Annotated in this window: 14 protein-coding genes; 7 read left to right on the top strand and 7 right to left on the bottom strand. The window is 59.9% G+C overall.

What is annotated here, in order from left to right; genetic code table 11:
• Position 1: 1 nt before the first annotated feature.
• The 3 genes from ACLH0H_RS24225 to ACLH0H_RS24215 all read left to right on the top strand — a co-directional run bounded on the left by ACLH0H_RS24225 (position 2) and on the right by ACLH0H_RS24215 (position 6,128).
• Positions 2-1,603, top strand: coding sequence for an ABC transporter ATP-binding protein (locus tag ACLH0H_RS24225; protein ID WP_411379958.1), 1,602 nt, complete (start codon positions 2-4; stop codon positions 1,601-1,603).
• A 127-nt stretch (positions 1,604-1,730) separates the two neighbouring features.
• Complete coding sequence (locus tag ACLH0H_RS24220; protein ID WP_411379957.1) at positions 1,731-5,180, top strand: hypothetical protein; 3,450 nt, start codon at positions 1,731-1,733, stop codon at positions 5,178-5,180.
• 63 nt (positions 5,181-5,243) lie between these two features.
• Positions 5,244-6,128 carry an AraC family transcriptional regulator gene (locus tag ACLH0H_RS24215; protein ID WP_411379956.1) on the top strand — a complete coding sequence of 295 codons (885 nt, stop codon included), beginning with the start codon at positions 5,244-5,246 and terminating at the stop codon, positions 6,126-6,128.
• On the opposite strand, the gene ACLH0H_RS24210 is transcribed toward ACLH0H_RS24215, so the two are convergent.
• Positions 6,070-6,657, bottom strand: coding sequence for a LysE family translocator (locus ACLH0H_RS24210; protein ID WP_411379955.1), 588 nt, complete (start codon positions 6,655-6,657; stop codon positions 6,070-6,072). The genes ACLH0H_RS24215 and ACLH0H_RS24210 overlap by 59 nt on opposite strands.
• 129 nt (positions 6,658-6,786) lie before the next feature.
• Positions 6,787-7,671, bottom strand: a complete 885-nt coding sequence (locus ACLH0H_RS24205) for an NAD(P)/FAD-dependent oxidoreductase (protein WP_411379954.1) — start codon at positions 7,669-7,671, stop codon at positions 6,787-6,789.
• A 144-nt stretch (positions 7,672-7,815) separates the two neighbouring features.
• On the opposite strand from ACLH0H_RS24205, the gene ACLH0H_RS24200 reads away from it, so the two are divergent.
• Positions 7,816-8,253, top strand: a complete 438-nt coding sequence (locus tag ACLH0H_RS24200; RefSeq protein ID WP_411379953.1) for an Rrf2 family transcriptional regulator — start codon at positions 7,816-7,818, stop codon at positions 8,251-8,253.
• Here ACLH0H_RS24200 and ACLH0H_RS24195 read toward each other — a convergent pair.
• Both ACLH0H_RS24195 and ACLH0H_RS24190 read right to left on the bottom strand, forming a co-directional pair.
• On the bottom strand, positions 8,250-8,879 hold the full coding sequence (locus tag ACLH0H_RS24195) for a ribonuclease T2 family protein (protein ID WP_411379952.1): 630 nt from the start codon (positions 8,877-8,879) through the stop codon (positions 8,250-8,252). The genes ACLH0H_RS24200 and ACLH0H_RS24195 overlap by 4 nt on opposite strands.
• 38 nt (positions 8,880-8,917) lie before the next feature.
• Positions 8,918-9,898: a Gfo/Idh/MocA family protein gene (locus tag ACLH0H_RS24190; RefSeq protein ID WP_411379951.1), complete on the bottom strand. Its 981-nt coding sequence runs from the start codon at positions 9,896-9,898 to the stop codon at positions 8,918-8,920.
• Positions 9,899-10,026: 128 nt separating this feature from the next.
• On the opposite strand from ACLH0H_RS24190, the gene ACLH0H_RS24185 reads away from it, so the two are divergent.
• Positions 10,027-10,389, top strand: coding sequence for an NUDIX hydrolase (locus tag ACLH0H_RS24185; protein ID WP_411382458.1), 363 nt, complete (start codon positions 10,027-10,029; stop codon positions 10,387-10,389).
• A gap of 411 nt (positions 10,390-10,800) precedes the next feature.
• On the opposite strand, the gene ACLH0H_RS24180 is transcribed toward ACLH0H_RS24185, so the two are convergent.
• The 3 genes from ACLH0H_RS24180 to ACLH0H_RS24170 all read right to left on the bottom strand — a co-directional run bounded on the left by ACLH0H_RS24180 (position 10,801) and on the right by ACLH0H_RS24170 (position 14,288).
• A complete protein-coding gene (locus ACLH0H_RS24180) occupies positions 10,801-11,247 on the bottom strand; it encodes a GNAT family N-acetyltransferase (protein ID WP_411379950.1) in 447 nt (148 codons plus the stop codon).
• 124 nt (positions 11,248-11,371) lie between these two features.
• Positions 11,372-11,701, bottom strand: coding sequence for a hypothetical protein (locus ACLH0H_RS24175; protein WP_026139966.1), 330 nt, complete (start codon positions 11,699-11,701; stop codon positions 11,372-11,374).
• A gap of 91 nt (positions 11,702-11,792) precedes the next feature.
• On the bottom strand, positions 11,793-14,288 hold the full coding sequence (locus ACLH0H_RS24170; RefSeq protein WP_411379949.1) for a TonB-dependent siderophore receptor: 2,496 nt from the start codon (positions 14,286-14,288) through the stop codon (positions 11,793-11,795).
• 253 nt (positions 14,289-14,541) lie between these two features.
• Between ACLH0H_RS24170 and ACLH0H_RS24165 the strand changes: the two genes are divergently transcribed.
• A complete protein-coding gene (locus ACLH0H_RS24165; protein ID WP_411379948.1) occupies positions 14,542-19,152 on the top strand; it encodes a polymorphic toxin type 47 domain-containing protein in 4,611 nt (1,536 codons plus the stop codon).
• A complete protein-coding gene (locus ACLH0H_RS24160) occupies positions 19,149-19,541 on the top strand; it encodes a hypothetical protein (RefSeq protein WP_411379947.1) in 393 nt (130 codons plus the stop codon). The genes ACLH0H_RS24165 and ACLH0H_RS24160 overlap by 4 nt, the downstream gene beginning before the upstream one ends.
• Positions 19,542-19,561 lie beyond the last annotated feature (20 nt).

Here is a 19,561-nt window from a genome sequence, read left to right as displayed (position 1 = left end):
GATGAATCAGGACAATCTGATCGAAATCCGCGACCTCAGCGTCGAGTTCGTCACGGGTGAGCATCACCATCGCGTGGTCAACAACGTCAGCTTCGATATCAAGCGCGGCGAAACCATTGCGCTGGTGGGTGAAAGCGGCTCGGGCAAATCGGTGACCGCCCACTCGATCCTGCGCCTGCTGCCCTACCCGCTGGCGCGGCATCCATCCGGCAGCATCAACTACGCCGGGCAGGATTTGCTGACCCTCAAGGAAAAAACCATCCGCCACATTCGCGGCAACCGCATCGCGATGATCTTCCAGGAGCCGATGACCTCGCTGAACCCGCTGCACAACATCGAGAAGCAGATCAACGAAGTGCTGGGGCTGCACAAGGGGCTCACCGGCAAGGTTGCCACCCGGCGCACCCTGGAGTTGCTGGAGTTGGTAGGCATCCCCGAGCCGCACAAGCGCCTCAAGGCCCTGCCCCACGAGTTGTCCGGCGGTCAGCGCCAGCGGGTGATGATTGCCATGGCGCTGGCCAATGAGCCGGAATTGCTCATCGCCGATGAACCCACCACCGCGCTCGACGTAACGGTGCAGTTGAAGATTCTGGAGCTGCTCAAGGAGTTGCAGGCGCGGCTGGGCATGGCGCTGCTGCTGATCAGCCATGACTTGAACCTGGTGCGGCGTATCGCCCATCGCGTGTGCGTGATGCAAAAAGGTTGCATCGTTGAGCAGGCCGACTGCGAGACGCTGTTTCAGTCGCCCCGCCACCCTTACACCCAGGAGCTGCTGGCGGCGGAGCCGAGCGGCGGGCCGGCCGCCAATGCAGTCGGTCCAGCGTTGTTGGAGGTCGATGACCTGAAGGTGTGGTTCCCGATCAAGAAGGGCTTTTTGCGCAACACCGTCGATTACGTCAAGGCGGTGGACGGTATCAATTTCAGCCTGTCCCAGGGGCAAACCCTGGGCATCGTCGGCGAAAGCGGCTCGGGCAAATCCACCCTGGGCCTGGCGATCCTGCGCTTGATCGCCAGCAAGGGCGGTATTCGCTTCGAAGGCCAGCAACTGGACACGCTGACCCAACAACAGGTGCGCCCGCTGCGCCGGGAAATGCAGGTGGTGTTCCAGGATCCGTTCGGCAGCCTCAGCCCGCGCATGTGCGTCAGCGAGATCGTCGGCGAAGGCTTGCGCATTCATAAAATGGGCACGCCGGCCGAGCAGGAGGCGGCGATCATCGCGGCGCTCAACGAGGTGGGCCTCGACCCGAAATCGCGCAATCGTTACCCCCACGAATTCTCCGGTGGCCAGCGCCAACGCATCGCCATCGCCCGCGCACTGGTGCTCAAGCCGCGCCTGATCCTGCTCGACGAACCCACCTCGGCACTGGACCGCACGGTGCAACGCCAGGTGGTGGAACTGCTGCGCAGCTTGCAGGCCAAGTACAACCTGACCTACCTGTTTATCAGCCATGACCTGGCGGTGGTAAAAGCGCTGAGCCACCAATTGATGGTGGTCAAACAGGGGCAGGTGGTGGAGCAAGGTGATGCGCGGGCGATATTTGCCGATCCGCAGCATGCGTATACGCGGCAGTTACTGGAAGCCGCCTTTTTGGCACCGGCCTGACGGAACGCCTGACGCCTTACGACCGTGGCTGAAGCAAGCCACGGCATTCAATGACGGGCCTGCTGTCGGCAGGGCCGCGGGCTGCGCAACCATCGGGGTCTACGTTTCTACAGGACGCTGTACCCCCATGGACGAACCCTACGCACTGCTTTCCACTGAAGACCTCCCCGACGCCACGTTGCCGATGCCTCAAGCCAGCTTCTCTTCCGCTGAACTGCGCGAGCGCGACGACCTTCGCGTGCGAGGCGACAAGGAACTGATCGCCCACCTGCTGCCGGTGCTGAAAACCACCCCAGGCGCGTCAACACCCGCGGCACACACCGCCGTCACGGTATCCGAGCTGTCCTTGCTGGGGCAGTGGGGCGACGTCTTTTGCAGAGCGTTCAACCAACGGGATTTCCTCGAATGGGCGGATCGACGGGGCCTGGACTTCAACACAATGTCGGTTTGCAATGGTGTGCTGCAGGCCAGTTCCCATGGGCAAACCACGCCCCAGCGCTTCACCCTGGCGGATTCTTCAGGATGGTGGGCCGTCGCCAACCCGCTCATTTTTATCGCGCAGTTAATCGACCCCGCCGAGCTGGGCCTTCCCTATCTGGGCGACCGAGTGAACAATGCTGAACGCAGTCTGCCCCTCGACCGGGTATTGGCATTTCACGGCTACCCGATGCCCGCCAACCGTTTGCAGGTGGAGGTGATCGCCGAAGAGTTGCGCGCGCTGGGGACCTTCCCTGGCATTAATGACATGGGACTGAGCCGCTCGCTGATCCACGACGAGCTGCTCAACCAGCAACGCGACTACCGGCAATTGGCCGATGCCCTGCAGGCCCTGCCAGACCTTGACAGCTTCACGCTGTACAAGACCCGCATGCAGTTAACGTCGGGTTCGTTGCTGGCGCGCACGCTGGTGGACGCTGCGCAGTTGCTCAAAAGCATTGTCGAAGACACCGTTGTCGAGGTCGACGGCGATTACTTTTTCGACCACCGCAAACAGCTGATCTGCAGCCTGCCCGCCTCTGTGGAGGACGTGACTCAGGTACGCGAGTGGCTGCCCCAGGCCCCTGACGTGCTCTGGCGCAGGCTGCTGCGCCTGGCCGAAAAAGCGGGCGCAGATATCTACCTGGACCACAGCGTGAACCTGGCTGGCCTGTTGCAGGCCTACGGCATCGAACGCCCGCTGAGCAAGGACGAGTTGACAGCCCTGATCGCGCGGCTGCGCCAGTGGCCGATCACACAGGCGCCGACACTTTACGCCGCCGCCCGCAGCCTGGTTGAGCGGCATGTCCATAATCAATACATCGGTTTGCGCAACGACCGTCATGTCATTCGCAAAGCGCTCTACGCGGTGCTGCGCCACGGTCGGCTGACCGGCCCAGACGGCCTGGACAGGGTTATTGCGGTAGACCCGGAACGCCTGCCAGTGATCCTCGAACCGGGTCGCCGCAAGCTGCAGGCACTGGTTGAACAGCCCGAATTTGTAGAAATCCGCCAACAGGAACACATCGACCCCGCCAGCCATGTGCTATTGAGCGTAGTCAGCGGTATCGGCGCCCATGGGCAGGACGGCCAATGGAAGATGATCACGGGCGCAGTGATGGCCGATCCCAAACTCGCGTCGCAAATTCGCCCATTGACCGTGCTGGCCGCGCGCATGGGCGGGCAGTTGCGCACCAACAAGGCCGTGAGCCTGAGCCAGGCGCTGCGCCTTTACAAGGTGTTGGTGCCGACAACACTGGATGAAGTGCGGCTGGCCGCGCAACGCTGGTCCATCAGCGCGCCGCAACGCCTGCACGAAAGCGACTACTGGCGCGGGCTCAAGCCGGCTCACCCGGCGCAGCCCAGCGGGTGGATCCTGTCGGAGGCAGACCGGCTTCGGGTGCTGGTGGTGAGCCAGGGGTTCGTTCCCGACCCCGAACAGGGTTTGTTCAGCTACCTGGCGGCCCCCGTGCTAGGAGACAAATCCCCTGAGGACATCCGCGCCGAAGCGGATTTGCTGATGATCCGCCTGATCGCCACGCCACGCGCCCAGCAACTGGCCGGCCACTTGCAGCGCAGCATCCAGTGGCATGGCAGCGACACCAGCCCCGCCGCCAGTCGCAGCGCGCTACTGTGGGCGGCCTTGATCCTGAGCCTGGACCCGACGGCGGGCGCACACCCCAATCGTATTCACCACTTGGACTGGTCGGCCACTGACTTCTGGGGCGAACCGGTTGCCTATGTACGCAGGCAACTGGAAAGCAGCTTGCGCCTGGCCCCTGGTGCTGCCGCCCTCGCCGCTCACCTGATGCTTTGCGGCCAGGCCCCGCACCTGCTGGTACGCGCGATTCCTGATTCGATGCCGTTCCTGAGCACCCAGGCCTGGATCCTGTTCGAGCAATATGCCACCTACCTGGAACGGCGAGTGCCGGGTGCGGCACGCCAATTGAGCCATGACGAGATCATGTATCAGGCGTACCTGCCGCCGCGCGGAGGCTGGGCAACGTTTCTGGACGGCGTCCACGCCTTGCCCCCCATCCGCATGTGGGCCGTAGTCAATGGCGTCATTACGCGCCAAGAGCGCTACAGCAGTGCCGAATCCAACCTGGCAATTGCCGCGCTCAACGACCTGCGGGCGCGCCTGAGCCGCGCCCTGGAAGCGTTCGCCAGCCCGATCCTGACCCAACGCGAGATCGCATTGCAGGCCTTGCAAAAGGTCTGGCCGGACAATCGCCAACTGACGGACCTGGTGCTGATGTGGCTGCCCCGGGACTCGGTATTCGCCGAGGACAAGCGCTTTGAAAATGTGCACACCGGTAAAAAATTCTCGTTCGTCGACCTTTACCTGGCCAACCGCCTGGAAGCGGATTCGCCGCATTGGCACTCCTCCAGCCCGACCATCAAGTACCGCGACATGGCGCAGCAGTTTCATCAGCTCACGCCCTTCAGCCAGGTTTTCGCGCAACGCTTTGCGCAGGATCTGCAACGGTTGCAATCGGCCTATAAGGAATACCTGCAGAACAGCCTGCCGCAGTTGTCATTGCTGCGACGCGAAGCGATCGAGTTTGGTCGCATCCGTTTTTTTGCCTTGCGCAAGGACGCCGAGCCGGTCGGGCCATTCGGCCTGATCCTGTGCGTCAGTTATTACGGCGATCACCATGTCTATGAATGCTTCCCCAAATACCTGTTGCTGCGCCCGCGCCATGACCTCGACTATGCCACCCTGATGCAGGCCGCCGCGGCAACCGGGCAGGATGTGTCTACCCTGGGTTTTCATTGGCCGGCTTACGCCGATGGGGTTGAGCCGGCAGACAGTGGCAGCGAACAGCGCTGGCCCGGCCTCAGGATCAGCCAACTGGCGCCCGTATTGCCGGACGTCGACACGCTGCCGCAGGCCGATGCCCAGGGCCAGCGGATACCGCGCAGCTTCGACTCGCCGCGCTCCAAGGCATTGGCGGCGATTATAGTCGAGCAACACTTCTTCCAACGGGCAGCAGCGCTACGCGAACACTCCACCGTGCCGCTGACCTTGGAACAACTCGGCAACGGCGAAGATCCCTGGGCCGAGTATTTGCACCGTATGGCCATGGCTGCCCTGTGAGGCCTTGAACCCGAGGCGGTTTTGTATGACGCTGGGCACCCCTTCCGCTTGGAGCGCGGCGCCATGAACTTGCCCGCAAGCCCCACGGCGCCCCGCTTCTGGCGCGACGCCGGGCTGCCGTACATCGAAGCACGTACCATTGTTGACGGGCGCAAGGTCACTTATACCCGTCATGCTCACGAGCATTTTTCCATCGGTGCGATCACCACCGGCAGAAGCTATTACCACTACGGCGCGGACACCTTCCAGATCAGCGCCGGCACGGTGGTGCTGATGAACCCCGGCGACGTGCACGCCTGCAATCCTATCGCCGGCGAGGCATGGTCCTATCAGATGCTATACCTCGGCACCCCTTGGCTGACGGATTTGCAGCACCAGCTGGGTTTCAGCACTGACCAGGGTTACCGGCCATTCAGTACGCCCTACACCCAGGACAAGGTGCTGTACGACGGGCTGCTGGAGCTGTATCGGATACTGGTGGATGAACAGGCCGAACACCTGCAAAAACAGAGCGCGTTGGTGAGTTACTTCACCGAGGTGCAACAGCGCCTTAACCCCTCCGACACCCCGATGCGTGAGGTCAATCACAAGCTGGAGCGCGCCGCACAGTACATCCGCGAACACTGCACCCAGGCGCTGAAACTGGAAGATATCTGCCTGGCTGCCGAGCTGTCGCCGTCGTACCTGATCCGCGCGTTCAAGCAGTATTACGGGCTCACGCCGCACGCATTTCTGGTCAACCAGCGTATCCAGTTTGCCCGCGCGCAATTGCGCCAGGGCGAACTGATCGCCGATGTGGCCCTGGCCGCAGGCTTTGCCGATCAGGCGCACTTCCAACGCACCTTCAAACAACATTTCGCCGCCACGCCAGGGCAATACCGCGACCGGCTTACGCCATCAGCAGATACCCCACACTGGCCACCAGCAACGCGGCCATCGAGCGGTTGAACAACCGCACGCCACGGGGGTTGCTCAGGTAGCGGCGCAGGAACGTGCCGGCATAGGCCCAGCAGGCCACCGACAGGTAGCAGATCACCAGGTAGAGCGCCGCAAACAGCCACACTTGCGCGGCGTCGCCGTCTGCCACAAACAACCCCATGCCCGCCACGCAGGCCAGCCACGCCTTTGGGTTGAGCCACTGCATGATCGCGCCGTAGAGCATCGACGGCGCGGTGGCCGTACCCTCGGCGTCCAGCCGGCCATCGTCCACTGCCAGCTTCCAGGCCATATACAGCAGGAAGACCACGCCGCCCCATTGGATCAATTGGGTCAGGATCGGCCAGCGCACCAGCACTTCATGCAAGCCCAGGCCAATCAGCACCAGCAGCAGCGTGAAGCCCACGGCGGCACCGAACACGTGTTTCTGGCTGGCGACAAAGCCGAAGCGCGCCCCCGAACTCAGCGCCACCACATTGACCGGGCCCGGTGTGATGGAAGTGGCCAGCGCGAAGGCCGCCATGGAAATGATCAGGCTCATTGCAGTTCCTTTTTATCCGAACGAGTAGCGATGGCCCCCACGGTACCGGGCCTTTCGGCCGGGGTATTGAAGAAAATGCCCCTCAGGTATCTACACATCTTAAGAAGCTGGCGAATCTCCTTTGATCTGCTAACCGTTGATCAACGAAACGTGCGCGCCCACCCCGGCGCGCACGCCCTCGGCCACGGCCAGCGCGACGGAACCGGCGGCGAGGGAGGTATCGCCACAGGCAAACACGCCGGGCACGGAGGTCTGGCGCATGTCATTGGTGTGCAGATAAGGTCCGGTCGGGCCGTCGGTCATCCCACAGCCCAACTGCTCGGCCAGCGGGCTGATGCGCGTGCGGGACATAGTGAAGATACCGTCGAGGTTGAACACCCGGCCGTCATCCAATTCCAGGTCGGCGCGCTCACCGCTGATGCGCCGTACGGCACCGCTTTGCACGCTGACGCCACGTCGGTCCAACTGCGCCTGCTGCTCGGTATCGGGTGTGAACACGCCATTGGTGAACAACGTGGTGGTGCCCCAGTCCGGCAGCATCAATGCGTGGTGCATGGCCAGGGATGACGTCGCCAGGACGCCGATGCGGCCGCTGTACAGCTCGTAGCCGTGACAGTATGGGCAATGGAACACCCGCTTGCCCCAACGTTCCTTGAGACCGTCGATAGCCGGCAAGTCGTCGACCACACCCGTGGCGAGAATCAAGCGATTGCCCTGCAACGTCCCGTTATTTTCGGTGCGAACGCTGAAACCCTGCACCTGTTCAGCCGTCTGCACGACGCTGTCTTGCAGCCAGGTAACCGTTGGATATTCCATCAGTTGGCTACGCCCTTCTGCGGCGATGATCTCCGGCGCCTGGCCGTCCTGGCCGAGAAAGCCGTGGGACGTGGCGGCGAAACGGTTGCGCCGCTGACCCGCATCGATCACCAGCACCTGGCGTCGCGCCCGTGCCAATTGCAGGCCCGCCGACAGGCCGGCGTAGCTGCCGCCCACGATAATCACGTCGTACATCATGAAAATGACCCCTGCTGTGTGCCCCCCGGTTGTTCGGGCGCTTTCACGACACACCATAAGTTACATAAAAATACCACGTCAAGGCTCTCGCAACTTTTCGGGTTACGAAGGATACTTTCGAGCGAATCGATCAGAGGTTTGTTGATGAGAAACGACACGCGCCTTTCGCGCATGCTCCATGTGTTGATCCATATGGGTCGCCACGAAGAACGCGCGACGTCCGAAACCATCGCGCAAATGCTCGGCACCAACCCGGTGGTGGTGCGACGCACGCTCGGGCTGCTTAAGGAAAAAGGTTATGTACGCTCGGAAAAAGGCCACCAAGGCGGCTGGTGCCTGGGCAAGCCGTTGAGTGATATCACGTTGCTGGAGATTCACAACGCCCTGGGCACACCCTCGATATTTGCCATCGGGCTGTCCACCGATCATCCGCAATGCCTGGTGGAACAGGCGGTGAACGCCGCGCTCACGGATGCGTTCGAGCAAGCCCAGGCGCTGCTGCTGGAGCGCCTGGGCGAGGTCACGCTGGCGCAGTTGGCCGAGGATTTTGATGAGCGCTGTCGCGTGGCGATGCTGCCCTAGCGCTGTGCAGGAATGCGGATATCGCCGTCACGGCACTGGGTTTTCACGCTGCGCGGGCAGCCGGCGAACGCCAGGTCCTTGGTCAGGCACACACGCACTTCCGACAGCACCTTGCCTTTGCAGATCACCGCCAGCCCATGGTTGCCCATGCGCGGGTTGCTCTCACGGAACAATGCCTCTATCTCACGCGCAGGTAACGAGGGCGGCGTATTGAACGGCTGCAGTTGATGCGGAATGTTCACGACACCCAGCGCTTCATCGGTTTTTTCCAGATAAGCCGACGGTTCCAGACCACTGCAAGTGCCATGCTTGGCCCATTCGTGCCTGAGCAGCGAACGGGTCGGGAACAGTGCCGCGCCTTTTTCGATGTCTTCGCGACTCAACCGCGACTGCGGCGAGCACGAAGCCGGCCACCCTCCCCGCGCGTATTGCGGCCACAGGCCGTGCAAGACAAAACCGTAGCCCTTGCCCGAACACTGCTCATTGTCCGGATGGGTCAGGCAGAACGTCGGTGACCATGACAACGACAACACGTAAAAATCGAACTCGCCAGGCGTGCCTTGACTACGCGCAGCCCCCATCGCGCTGGTGGCCAGCACCAGCCACAACGCCATCCAGTATTTCATGCGTCTGTTCCTTGGAGAAACGAAAAATCCTATCGCGGTTACCCGGGATGGTTGGGGTTACGTTGTAGCACCTTGTCCAGGATCCGATCAGTCTTCAACGCTTCGATCGCCAGTGACGGATGCTCGGCTTCGCCACGGATATGCGCGTTCATCGCCAACACGTGGTGCCATTGGATATGCGCGTGGCACGGCACTTCCAGTACTTCGTTGACCTCCCCTTCAAGGCGCAGGGGCTGGTCCTCGAAGACCGAAAACTGGATGCGCCCGCGGCTGCCGATCAGTTCGACCAAGTCTTCACGTCGGTCCGCGACAAAATTCCAGCAGCCCATGCCCATCGCGCCCGAACTGAAGGTCCAGCACGCCGTCACGGCATCCTCGGCCGCATAGTGCCCAGCCTGGCGCGCGGTAAAGCCTGAGACTTCGATGATATCCCCGGCCAGGTATTGGAACAGGTCGAACCCATGGCTGGCCAGGTCGGCGAAGTAACCGCCACCGGCAATGGCTGGGTCCGTACGCCAGTTGGCGGCGCTGGCGTCATCGGCGCTCTGTGGCTTGCACAGCGTCCAGGTGAGGTGGCGCAGCTCGCCGATGCGCCCTTCCTGCAGCCAGTCGCGCACCTGCTGGAAGCGCGGCAGCGAACGACGGTAGTAGGAGACAAACAAATGCAGCCCGGCGCGCTCGAAGGTGCGCTGCATCAGCGCGCTCTGCTCGGCATTCAGCGACATGGGTTTCTCGACGCAGCAATGCTTGCCGGCGGCGGCCACCATCAGGCTGTATTCAAGGTGACTGTCAGGCGGCGTGGCGATGTACACGGCATCCACTTCGGGGTCGTTGATCAGGGCTTGAGCGTCGGTGTAGAAGCGGGCAATGCCGTGGCGTGCCGCATAATCACGCACCGCGGCTTCACGACGGCCCATCACTGCCACCAACGCAGAACCTGGCGCTTTGTAGAAAGCCGGTCCACTCTTCAATTCAGTGACACTGCCACAGCCGATCATGCCCCAGCGTACGGTGCTCATCTGCTCTCCTCGTCCGTTTTTGATCAAGCGGGCAGTATCCACATCCCCACCCGTCAGCGCCATAAGCAGTTAACATGACAATTGCATTACACTTTTATGACATTCATTCCTCTGCGGGGGCACAGACGATGAAAATACGCGCAACGGTGATCTGCGAGCACGAAGGCAATATCCTCTTCGTGCGCAAGGCCAGGTCGAAATGGGCCTTGCCCGGAGGCAAGGTCGAACGCAACGAACGCCCGGTCGGCGCCGCCGAGCGCGAGCTGGAAGAGGAAACCGGATTGAGTGTGGACGGCTTGCTTTATCTGCAGGAGTTGAAGGCCCGCGACACGGTTCATCACGTGTTTGAGGCGTCGGTGGTGAACATCTCCGATGCAAAACCTTGCAATGAAATAACCGATTGCCAATGGCATCCGTATGGGGCCATTGATGAGTTGGATACCACGGATGCTACCCGGCACATTGTTAAGTCATTTGTGCGGCGGCTGTAGTTCTGCGTTTTGCCGCTGGGTTATTTCCGAGCTGTTCGGTTTCTGCTGTTCGACCTGGGATCCGACGGGCGGGACAAGCGCAACGGGCGGATGCGCGCGGAGTTCGCCAACGGTGACGTGTGACGGCAAGCTCAAACTGCAGACAAAAAAAATCCCAAGTAGCTGATGGAAACTTGGGATTTAAAAATGCATAAACCGTGGGAGGTGAACGCCCGGTCATAATAGCGATAGAGAAAAGGCGTAACAAGATTATTTTAATCCTTTCGTCGGATTAGAAGCGTTGTAAGTCATTCAATAACCACATGTTTTTTAAGGTCGAGAGTTAGATGAGTGCCACTTTTTGGTGCAACTACGCCGACACTCTCGCTTATAAAAACGGCTATTAGATCCAGAAGAGATCAACTTTAGGACCTACTGCGCCCTGCTCTTCTCGTAACGCACATCGTGTTCCTCAACCTTACTAACCACGGTCCAGCCCAGCCGTCGGTAAAACCCGTTGGCGCGTATTTCGTCGCGACCATCGGTGATCAGGAACAGCCTGTCGTGGTGCTCAAACAGCGCGGCTTCGGCCACTGCCATCAGTTGGCGGCCCAATCCCAGATTCTCGTGAGTCGGCAACACGAACATCGCAAATACCTCACCCTCGGCCAGGTTGACCATGGCAAAGGCGACGGGCCGACCGTCCACTTCGGCGACCCATGCGCAAGGCGCGTCACGAATACTGTCCGCGAGCACTTGCGGCGTGATACCCAGCTCCGCCATCTGCTCGACGCTCAAATGGTTTTGCACCACCGAGGTGCGGATATGGAACAGCGTGTCGATATCGTCCTGCGTCGCCGCGCGGATTAGCGTTTGCATACTGGCCTCCGTTGGAAGACGCGATTGTAGGCACCTACACACACGGTGAATGTGGTGGATTTGTAAGCGCCTGCTGGGTCAAATAACGCTTAACGTGCATTTGCGTTGGCCCCTGCTCGTCGGGTCATTTACGCGCAACTTTATAGCGCACGCAATCCTGATAAAAACTTTGACGAATCGCCTCAGGCTTGAGCCGGGAGCGGCTGTCGTAGGTCTGTTCGGTAATGCCCATGGCCATCATGCGCATCCAGGATTTGTTGAACTTAATGGTCTGGATCTTCTGCCGCGCGGCGTACAGCGACACCCCCGACAGCTTGAGTTCCTGGGCCCTGGCGGCCGTACCGGCGCCCCAACTGCACATGTACTTGTCACCCTCGCGCAGCTCCCGTGCCTGCACGGCAGCCGCGCCGCCGGCCAGGGAGCAGGCGATCAGCATGATTCCAACGTTGCGCATCTGCATCCCTACCCTAACCACCTGAAATAAAAGCGATTCTGGCGAGGATTTGGTTACAAAGGGGCCATTAAAATGCCTTATCGGTTGGCTGTTACCATTGGTAAGTGGCGCTGGCTTGCACGGTGCGCTGTGAGCCGTACCAGCACCAGGAATAGGAATAGCAGGAGGCGACGTACTCTTTATTCGCCAGGTTGGTAGCGTTCAGGGCCAGGCGCAGATTGTCCTTGAGGTTGGCAATGTTCGGGATGTCATAATGCACCGCCGCATCAAACAGCGTGTAGCCCGGCACCTTGAGCGTGTTCGCGGTATCCCCCCAGGAAGACCCGACATAACGCGCGCCCGCACCGACACCAAAGCCCTTGAGGTGGCCGTCGTGGAAGGTGTAGTCAGCCCATGCCGAGGCAGTGTGGCGCGGTATCGCGTAGGTGGTGGTGCCTTCGGCGGCAAGGTTCGGACCTACGCCGATATCACCGATGGGCGAATAGCGCACGGTGTTGTTGGACTTGCTGATGCGGTTATCCAGGTAGGCGTAGGCCGCGGTGATGTCCAGGTTATCGTTGAGACTGGCCTTGCCTTCCAGTTCAAAGCCCCGGGATTGCACCTCGCCGTCCTGGCTCTGGCAACGCCCGCTGCCGCACAGGTGAGTGGGGTCCGGGTCGGTGGTCAGCACATTGGTCTGGCGCAGGTCGAAGACCGCTGCGGTGATAAAACTGTTGCTGCCCGGCGGCTGGTACTTGATGCCGACCTCATACTGTTTGCCTTCGGTCGGCTTGAACACCGAGCCGCCATACCCCGTGCCAGATTGCGGGTTGAACGACTCCGCGTAGCTGGCATACGGCGCCAGGCCGTTATCGAAGAGGTAAACCAGGCCGACTCGGCCGGTGAAGGCCTTGCTATCCAGCGACGACTTGCTCTTGGCACCGCTGCTGATGGTTTGAGTGCTGTTATCGGTGCTGGCCCAGTCATAGCGACCACCCAGCAACAGCACCCACTTGTCCCACTTCATCTGTTCCTGCAGGTAGACACCGGTCTGTTCGCTACGCGACGTGCCGTCGGTGGAATAGGCTGGCACCGGGACCGCTGCGCCGTAGACCGGATCAAAGATGTCCAGAGTTGGTCCGGCTTTGTAGACACCTGAGCCGGAGAGCGTGTCGGTGCTGGTGTTCTGATAGTCCAGCCCCATCAGCAACGTGTGCTGCAACGGCCCGGTATCAAATTTGGCCTGTAACTGGTTGTCGAGCGTGTAGGCATCCATGTCCACATCGCTGGCGATGGTTGAACGCTGGATGGTGCGGTAATCCGATAACAGGATGTTGCTGTAGAGGCTGCGGTAACGGCCTTCGGTGCGCAGGTAGCGGGCATTCTGGCGTACGGTCCACACGTCATCAAACTGGTGCTCAAACGCCCAGCCGATCGAGTAATACTTGCGGTCACTCTTCTCGAAATTCTTCTCGCCATCATAAAAATCCACATCGATCTTGCGCCCGGTCGGGCTATGCAACACCGATCCCCAGGCCGGCACCGAACCGTAGGAAGCGCCCTTGGGGTCCTTCTGGAAATGCCCGAGCAAGGTCAGCGACGTGGCGTCGTCCGGGCGCCAGGTGAAGGCGCTGGAAAGCGACTGGCGGCGGGTCTCGGTGTGGTCCACCTGGCCATCGGCATCGTCGAAAAGCCCGGCCACACGGTAGGAATACACGCCCTGATCATCCAGCGGACCACTCAGGTCGAAGGTCGTACGCTTCTTGTTGAAGGTGCCGTATTCCACGCCCACCTCATGGAACGGCGTGTCCAGCGGGCGCTTGCTGACCATATTGATCACCCCGCTCGGCGTGCCTTGGCCGTACAGCACCGAGGCCGGGCCGCGCAGGACTTCGACGCGCTCCAGGTCAAACGCATCCTTTTGTGGCAACGCGTCCCGGCTGGATGGCATGCGCAGGCCGTCAAGGTAGGTGGCCGGGGAGAACCCCCGGATCGTCAGTTGATCAAGACGCGACGCGGTGGCGCCACGAGTCTCCGGGATCACGGCGGCACTGTAGCGCAGGATCTGGTTGAGGCTCTCGGCGTTCTGTGCGCGCATCTGGTCTTTGGTGACAATCGAAATCGACTGCGGGGTTTCGATCAGCGCGGTGTCGGTCTTGGTGCCCGACAAGCTGCGCGTGGCCACATAACCGGACACCGGACCGGTCGGGCTCTCGGCCTGGTACGCGGCGCTGATGGTGGTGGCCTGCAGTTCCATCGCCCCGCCGTTATCCGGTATGGCTTCCAGGCGATAGCGGTCGGCGGAGATCTTCAAGGCTTGCAGGCCGCTGCCGACGAGCAATTGATTGAGTGCGGCCTCGGTGTCGTATTGCCCGCTCAAACCGTTGCTGCGCTTGCCCCGCGTCAGGCTCGCATCGAAGGCCAGCACCAGGCCCGCCTGCTCGGCCAAGCTATTGAGCGCCTGGCTCAGGTCACCGGCGGGAATCGAGAAACCGCGCACGGTGCTCTCTTCGGCGAAGGAGTTCTGGACAGTCAACAACGGCACAGCGGCAAAAGCCATCGCCACAGACAAAGCCAGTGGATGCAAGGGACGAGCAAGGCGCGACATGGGAAATCCTGCGTAATAGGGGTTCTATTAACCATGACGGCCATGTTGGGAAATCGGGCAAGGATGAGAGCGATTTTTATTTGAGTGCGGTTGCTGCAATCAGCTCTATCGCTTTTTTGTGTAGCTCTTTGGGTTGGTTTTTCGCGGTTTTTTCCCGTACGTAGTCGGCCTTTTCTGAATTTATCAACCGTTCATCCAGCCGCTTTTTGCTGCGGCATGCTCCGACGCCTTGCCCCTCGTCGAGACGTCACGGATGACCCACGCTGCCCACATTGCCCTTATCGAATTTGAGCTCAATGGCTTTCATCAGAGCCTGGAGGTTTATCGCCAGCAGATGAACGCCTGGTATTCCCGTGCGCTGGACTCAGTGAGCCATGCGATGGACATGCCGTCATTGCTGGGAATGGACCGAGTGTTGCGGGTGGGAAATTCGCAGCGTTCCGTGAGTATTTCCGACTCTGAATTTGCCACCGTGGCCCAGTGCCCGGTGGGCGGCGAGCTGAAGATCGAGAGCCTGTTCGAGTCGGTATATGACGTGCCGATCGGCAATATCCCGGCTGAGGTGATCGGACTGGATGACGGCAGTTCCACCCTGATCATGCTGGATGAACAGGGCAAAGGCTCGCACTACTGCGCGGCGGGCGGACGCTATCAGGTGCGGGTGCAGGGTTCAGTTTCCGAGGAGCAGGTGGACGCGCTGTTCGCCTCCTACACCGGGCTGACTTCAGACCTTGAGCAGTGGCTGCGCAAGCAATGGGCAGGTTTCAAACCGCATTGGGAGCAGTCCACCGCGAGTGCGATTGGCAGCGGCGTGCTGGCAGGCAGTTGGGCCGCGATTCGCGATGTGTGGGACAGCATCAAGCTGGTGCAGGCGATTCTTGAAGACCCGTTGAAATTCGTCGAGCAATTGGGTGATCAGGCCGCCCAGTTGGCGCGGATAGCGATTGATACGCCCAAGGTCATGGAACAGGCGATGTTGCTGGCCAGTGATGAAGCGGCGCTGTTCCTGATGGTGCGCACGGCGATGATCTGGTTGGACGCGTTGCCGCCCAGTGAGATCGCCGAGGTGGCCGCCGGTTTTTTTGTGTCGGTGCTGATTGATCTGGTAATTGGCGCGGTGCTGACCATCGCCTTGCCAGCGGCGGGTGTGGCGTATTTGAGTTTGCGGCTGGTCAAGTATGGCGCGCGGACTCTTGAGGCTGCGGTGGGCTTTGTTAAGGGTCTTTTAGGGATACTGACGCAGTTCATGCAGGCAGTGGATCGCTACAAGGCGGTCGCGGTGCGCGGGGTGGTTGGCGGGCTGAAGCAAGGCACGCTGCAGATGCGCTGGAAGGCGCGGCAGAACGCGGTGCTGAAGCAGACAGAGCATGTGGATGACGTGCCTGCTGTTGCTAAGAATCCGGCCGGGGATGCGGCGGTGGCTTCGGACAAGACCGTCACCAATGGTTGCCCGGTGTCGATGGTCACCGGGGAGGAATTGCTGACGCTGACCGATGGTGTGCTGGACGGGGTTTTGCCGTTCGAGTGGACACGGTTGTACCGCACCAGTGCCGTGGAAGTGGATGGCGGGTTGGGGTTTGGCTGGAGTCATTCTTTATCGCATCGGCTGAGTGTTTCCGGTGATTCGGTGGTGTGGGTCGATCATGAGAACCGGTCGACCATCCTGCCCTTGCCGACTATTGCTCGGCCGGCGATTACCAATAGCCTTGCCGAAGCGGCGATTTATTTGGGGTCGTTGCCGGATGAGTTGGTGCTGGCGCAAGCGTCACGTTTCTACCACTTTCGCGACGGTGTGCTGACAGCGATCAGTGATGCGTATGACAACCGGCTGCGTATTTCCCGAGATTTTCTGGGGCGCATTGAGCGGGTTGATAACGGCGTCGGGCGGTCGTTGTTTTTGCGCTACGCGTCAGGCCGCATTGTGGCGGTGGATTACCAGATTGAACGGGCGGTGGACGACGGTCCGTTTGTCTGGGTGACAGAGCAGAACGTTGTTTCCTACGCCTATGACGACCTTGGACGGCTGGTTTCGGCGACCAATGCCGTAGGCGAAAGTGAGGTTTATCGCTACGACGAGCAGCACGTCATTATTGAGCGTGGGTTGGCTGGCGGGGCGAGCTTCTATTGGGAGTGGGAACGGACTGGCAAGGTGGCGCGGTGTGTCCGGCACTGGGCGAGCTTCTCGCAGATGGACACACGGTATGCCTGGGGTGGTGACGGCAGCGTTGTCGTGCATAACGCCGATGGCAGTCAGGAAGTCTATGTCCATGATGATCGGGCGCGCTTGGTGCAACGCATCGATCCGGATGGCGCCCAACACTTCAAATCCTACGACGACAAAGGCCGGCTGACGGTTGAGCAGGATCCGCTCGGGGCAATCACGGCGTATCAGTACGACGAAGTCAGACGCTTGGTGGCGTTGTTTCCAGGGGACGACGAACCGACTTCCTACGAACATGACAACGGTTTCGTACGGGTTGTGCGGCGTGGTGAAGCGGTCTGGAAATACGAGCGTAATAATCAGGGCGACGTTACGCGTAGGACCGATCCCGACGGCAATGCTACGGACTATAGCTACGACAAATACGGCCAACTGGTTGGCGTTTGGTACCCCGACCACAGCTGTCATCGCTTGGCATGGAATGCGCGCGGCCAGTTGCTTGAAGAACAACTGCCGAACGGCGGAACCAAGCGCTATCGCTACGACGATCTAGGCCGGCAGGTTGCGCGCGAAGACGAACACGGCGTGCTGACGCAGTATCAATGGGATGCCGCAGGCCGCTTGCTGAAACTGACTCAACCCGGTGGCGCCACGCGGGAATACAGCTACAACCCCTACGGAAAAATCACCTCCGAACGCGACGAACTGGGCCACGTCACCCGCTACGAATACGCCGACGGCCTGCACCTGATCAGCCGCCGCATCAATGCCGACGGCACTCAGGTCAAATACCGCTACAACAACGCCCGGCTGTTGCTGACCGAGATCGAAAACGAATCAGGCGAAACCTACAAGCTCGACTACCACAGCAATGGCCTGATCCAACAGGAAGTCGGGTTTGACGGAAAACGCACCGCCTACGTCTACGACCTCAACGGCAATCTCCAGGAAAAGACCGAACACGGCGACGACGGCAGCCAGCTAATCACCCGTTACGACCGCGATCACGCCGGGAGACTCGTACGAAAAACCCTGCCCGACGGCAACATCATCGACTATGCCTACGACCGCCAAGGCAATCTCCTCAGCGTCGACGACGGCCACTGGGCTCTCGCCTACGAATACGACCCACAAAACCGCCTCACCGCCGAACACCAGGGCTGGGGCACCCTGCGCTACGACTACGACGCCTGCGGCCAGCTCCAAAACCTACGCCTGCCCGACAATAATCGCCTCACCTTCAACCACGACAAGGGCGGCCATCTCGCCACCATCGGACTGAACGGTGAAGTGCTCACATCACACCTGTTCAAAGCAGGCCAGGAACACCAACGCCAACAAGGCCAACTGATCAGTCGCTACCACTACGATGATCAACAGCGCCTGCACACCCACGCCATCAATCAACAGGAGCATTACCTTTACGAGCGCCACTACGACTACGACAAATCCGGCAACCTCACCCGCCTCAACGACACCCGCAAAGGCGAACACCACTACCACTACGACCCACTGAACCGCCTCACCCGCGTCAACCACTCTCAAGGCGAGCAGGAACGCTTCGCCCACGACCCCGCCGGCAACCTGCTCATGCAAGACCGCCCCGGCCCCGACATCGTCGCCGGCAACCGCCTGATGATCCAGGGCGACCGCCACTACGACTACGACGCCTTCGGCAACCTCATCCGCGAACGACGCGGCAAAGGCCAACAACTCGTTACCGAATACCGCTACGACTGCCAGCACCGCCTGATCGGCCTCACCCAACCCAACGGAAAAACCGCCAGCTACCGCTACGACCCGTTTGGCCGCCGTATCAGCAAAACCGTCGACGGCATCACCACCGAGTTCTTCTGGCAAGGCGACAAGCTCATCGCCGAACACCATGCGGAGCGGCACCGCAGTTACCTCTACGAACCGGACAGCTTCCGTCCGTTGGCATTATTGGAAGGCTTCGGTCCAAAAGAAACCAAGCCCTACTACTACCAACTCGATCACCTCGGCACACCACAGGAACTCACCGCCCCGGACGGCGAAATCGTCTGGTCCGCGCAGTACCGCGCCTACGGCGAAATCACGCGCCTCGACGTAAACAAAATCGACAACCCGCTGCGCTTCCAGGGTCAGTACTTCGATCGAGAAAGCGGCCTGCACTACAACCGCCATCGCTACTACAATCCGGATATTGGTCGTAACTTGACACCTGACCCGGTGAAGCTGGCGGGTAGCATCAACGCATACCAGTACGTGCCGACCCCTACAGGATGGGTGGATCCGTTAGGGCTGGCATGCAAACCTGTGAATTGCCCTCGACAGAGCGCTAAAAAAGAATGGGAATTGAACCCCGCTGTCGATCTCGACTGGCGTAACAAAGACGGAAGCGCCCATGAAAACATGCACAAAGGGTTAGATGAGGCCTTTCGCAGGGCAGGGATACCAAAGCATGATTACAGCGTGACTAAGTGGGGAAAGGATATGAATGGAAAAACTTTTCCAACTGAATGGCGCGTGATAAGAGGTCCAAACAAGGGTGCAGAAGTCAATATAGATGACCCAACGCTTGTTCCTAGTATTGAAGGGCCGCAATCACCGCACATCGGTTATCAAACTCCCGGCAAAAGAGCAGGTGGCGGGGCCACAAGAGGCCATATATTCCTTACACTGCTTCCTGTTAGCCGCTCAAAAATAGGAGTTACTCAATGAGCTATCTTGAAGAAGAAATAGATGAAGTCCTTAACGCTTTAAAGATCAACCACAATAAAACACATAGTGAAGACCTTAAAAAACTCGTAAAAAAAATAACAGGAAAATTCTTTAGATCTGAAAGTCAAATTTTAGATCCTGTCAATCTCATCGAAACAGCCACCGAGTACAACCCAAATTTCTGGAAAGAAATACCAGAACGTATAAAAAAAACAGACCTTATGCTATTGGTTTTCGACACAGACTATAGAGCATGGGAACTCAGGGATGCGCAAGACCTAGCATCAGTCATAGGTGAAACGACCGGCTATCCATTCTGGGTAACGGATCATAACTTAACTTTTTTAGTTTACTTAGATGACCATGACTGCGTGCTCTGGGCATATTAAAATTTTATAAAGAAGGCTTG

Origin of the sequence: Pseudomonas sp. MPB26 (assembly GCF_046605355.1) — a bacterium.
GTDB lineage: Bacteria > Pseudomonadota > Gammaproteobacteria > Pseudomonadales > Pseudomonadaceae > Aquipseudomonas > Aquipseudomonas cedrina.
The sequence above is the reverse complement of the archived record's forward strand: the minus strand, read 5'-3'. Positions and strand labels throughout refer to the sequence as shown.

Bases quoted from the DNA above. Each gene is read 5' to 3' on its own strand.
- ACLH0H_RS24225 (WP_411379958.1), top strand. From the start codon at position 2: ATGAATCAGGACAATCTGATCGAAATCCGCGACCTCAGCGTCGAGTTC.
- ACLH0H_RS24220 (WP_411379957.1), top strand. From the start codon at position 1,731: ATGGACGAACCCTACGCACTGCTTTCCACTGAAGACCTCCCCGACGCC.
- ACLH0H_RS24215 (WP_411379956.1), top strand. From the start codon at position 5,244: ATGAACTTGCCCGCAAGCCCCACGGCGCCCCGCTTCTGGCGCGACGCC.
- ACLH0H_RS24210 (WP_411379955.1), bottom strand. From the start codon at position 6,657: ATGAGCCTGATCATTTCCATGGCGGCCTTCGCGCTGGCCACTTCCATC.
- ACLH0H_RS24205 (WP_411379954.1), bottom strand. From the start codon at position 7,671: ATGATGTACGACGTGATTATCGTGGGCGGCAGCTACGCCGGCCTGTCG.
- ACLH0H_RS24200 (WP_411379953.1), top strand. From the start codon at position 7,816: ATGAGAAACGACACGCGCCTTTCGCGCATGCTCCATGTGTTGATCCAT.
- ACLH0H_RS24195 (WP_411379952.1), bottom strand. From the start codon at position 8,879: ATGAAATACTGGATGGCGTTGTGGCTGGTGCTGGCCACCAGCGCGATG.
- ACLH0H_RS24190 (WP_411379951.1), bottom strand. From the start codon at position 9,898: ATGAGCACCGTACGCTGGGGCATGATCGGCTGTGGCAGTGTCACTGAA.
- ACLH0H_RS24185 (WP_411382458.1), top strand. From the start codon at position 10,027: ATGAAAATACGCGCAACGGTGATCTGCGAGCACGAAGGCAATATCCTC.
- ACLH0H_RS24180 (WP_411379950.1), bottom strand. From the start codon at position 11,247: ATGCAAACGCTAATCCGCGCGGCGACGCAGGACGATATCGACACGCTG.
- ACLH0H_RS24175 (WP_026139966.1), bottom strand. From the start codon at position 11,701: ATGCGCAACGTTGGAATCATGCTGATCGCCTGCTCCCTGGCCGGCGGC.
- ACLH0H_RS24170 (WP_411379949.1), bottom strand. From the start codon at position 14,288: ATGTCGCGCCTTGCTCGTCCCTTGCATCCACTGGCTTTGTCTGTGGCG.
- ACLH0H_RS24165 (WP_411379948.1), top strand. From the start codon at position 14,542: ATGACCCACGCTGCCCACATTGCCCTTATCGAATTTGAGCTCAATGGC.
- ACLH0H_RS24160 (WP_411379947.1), top strand. From the start codon at position 19,149: ATGAGCTATCTTGAAGAAGAAATAGATGAAGTCCTTAACGCTTTAAAG.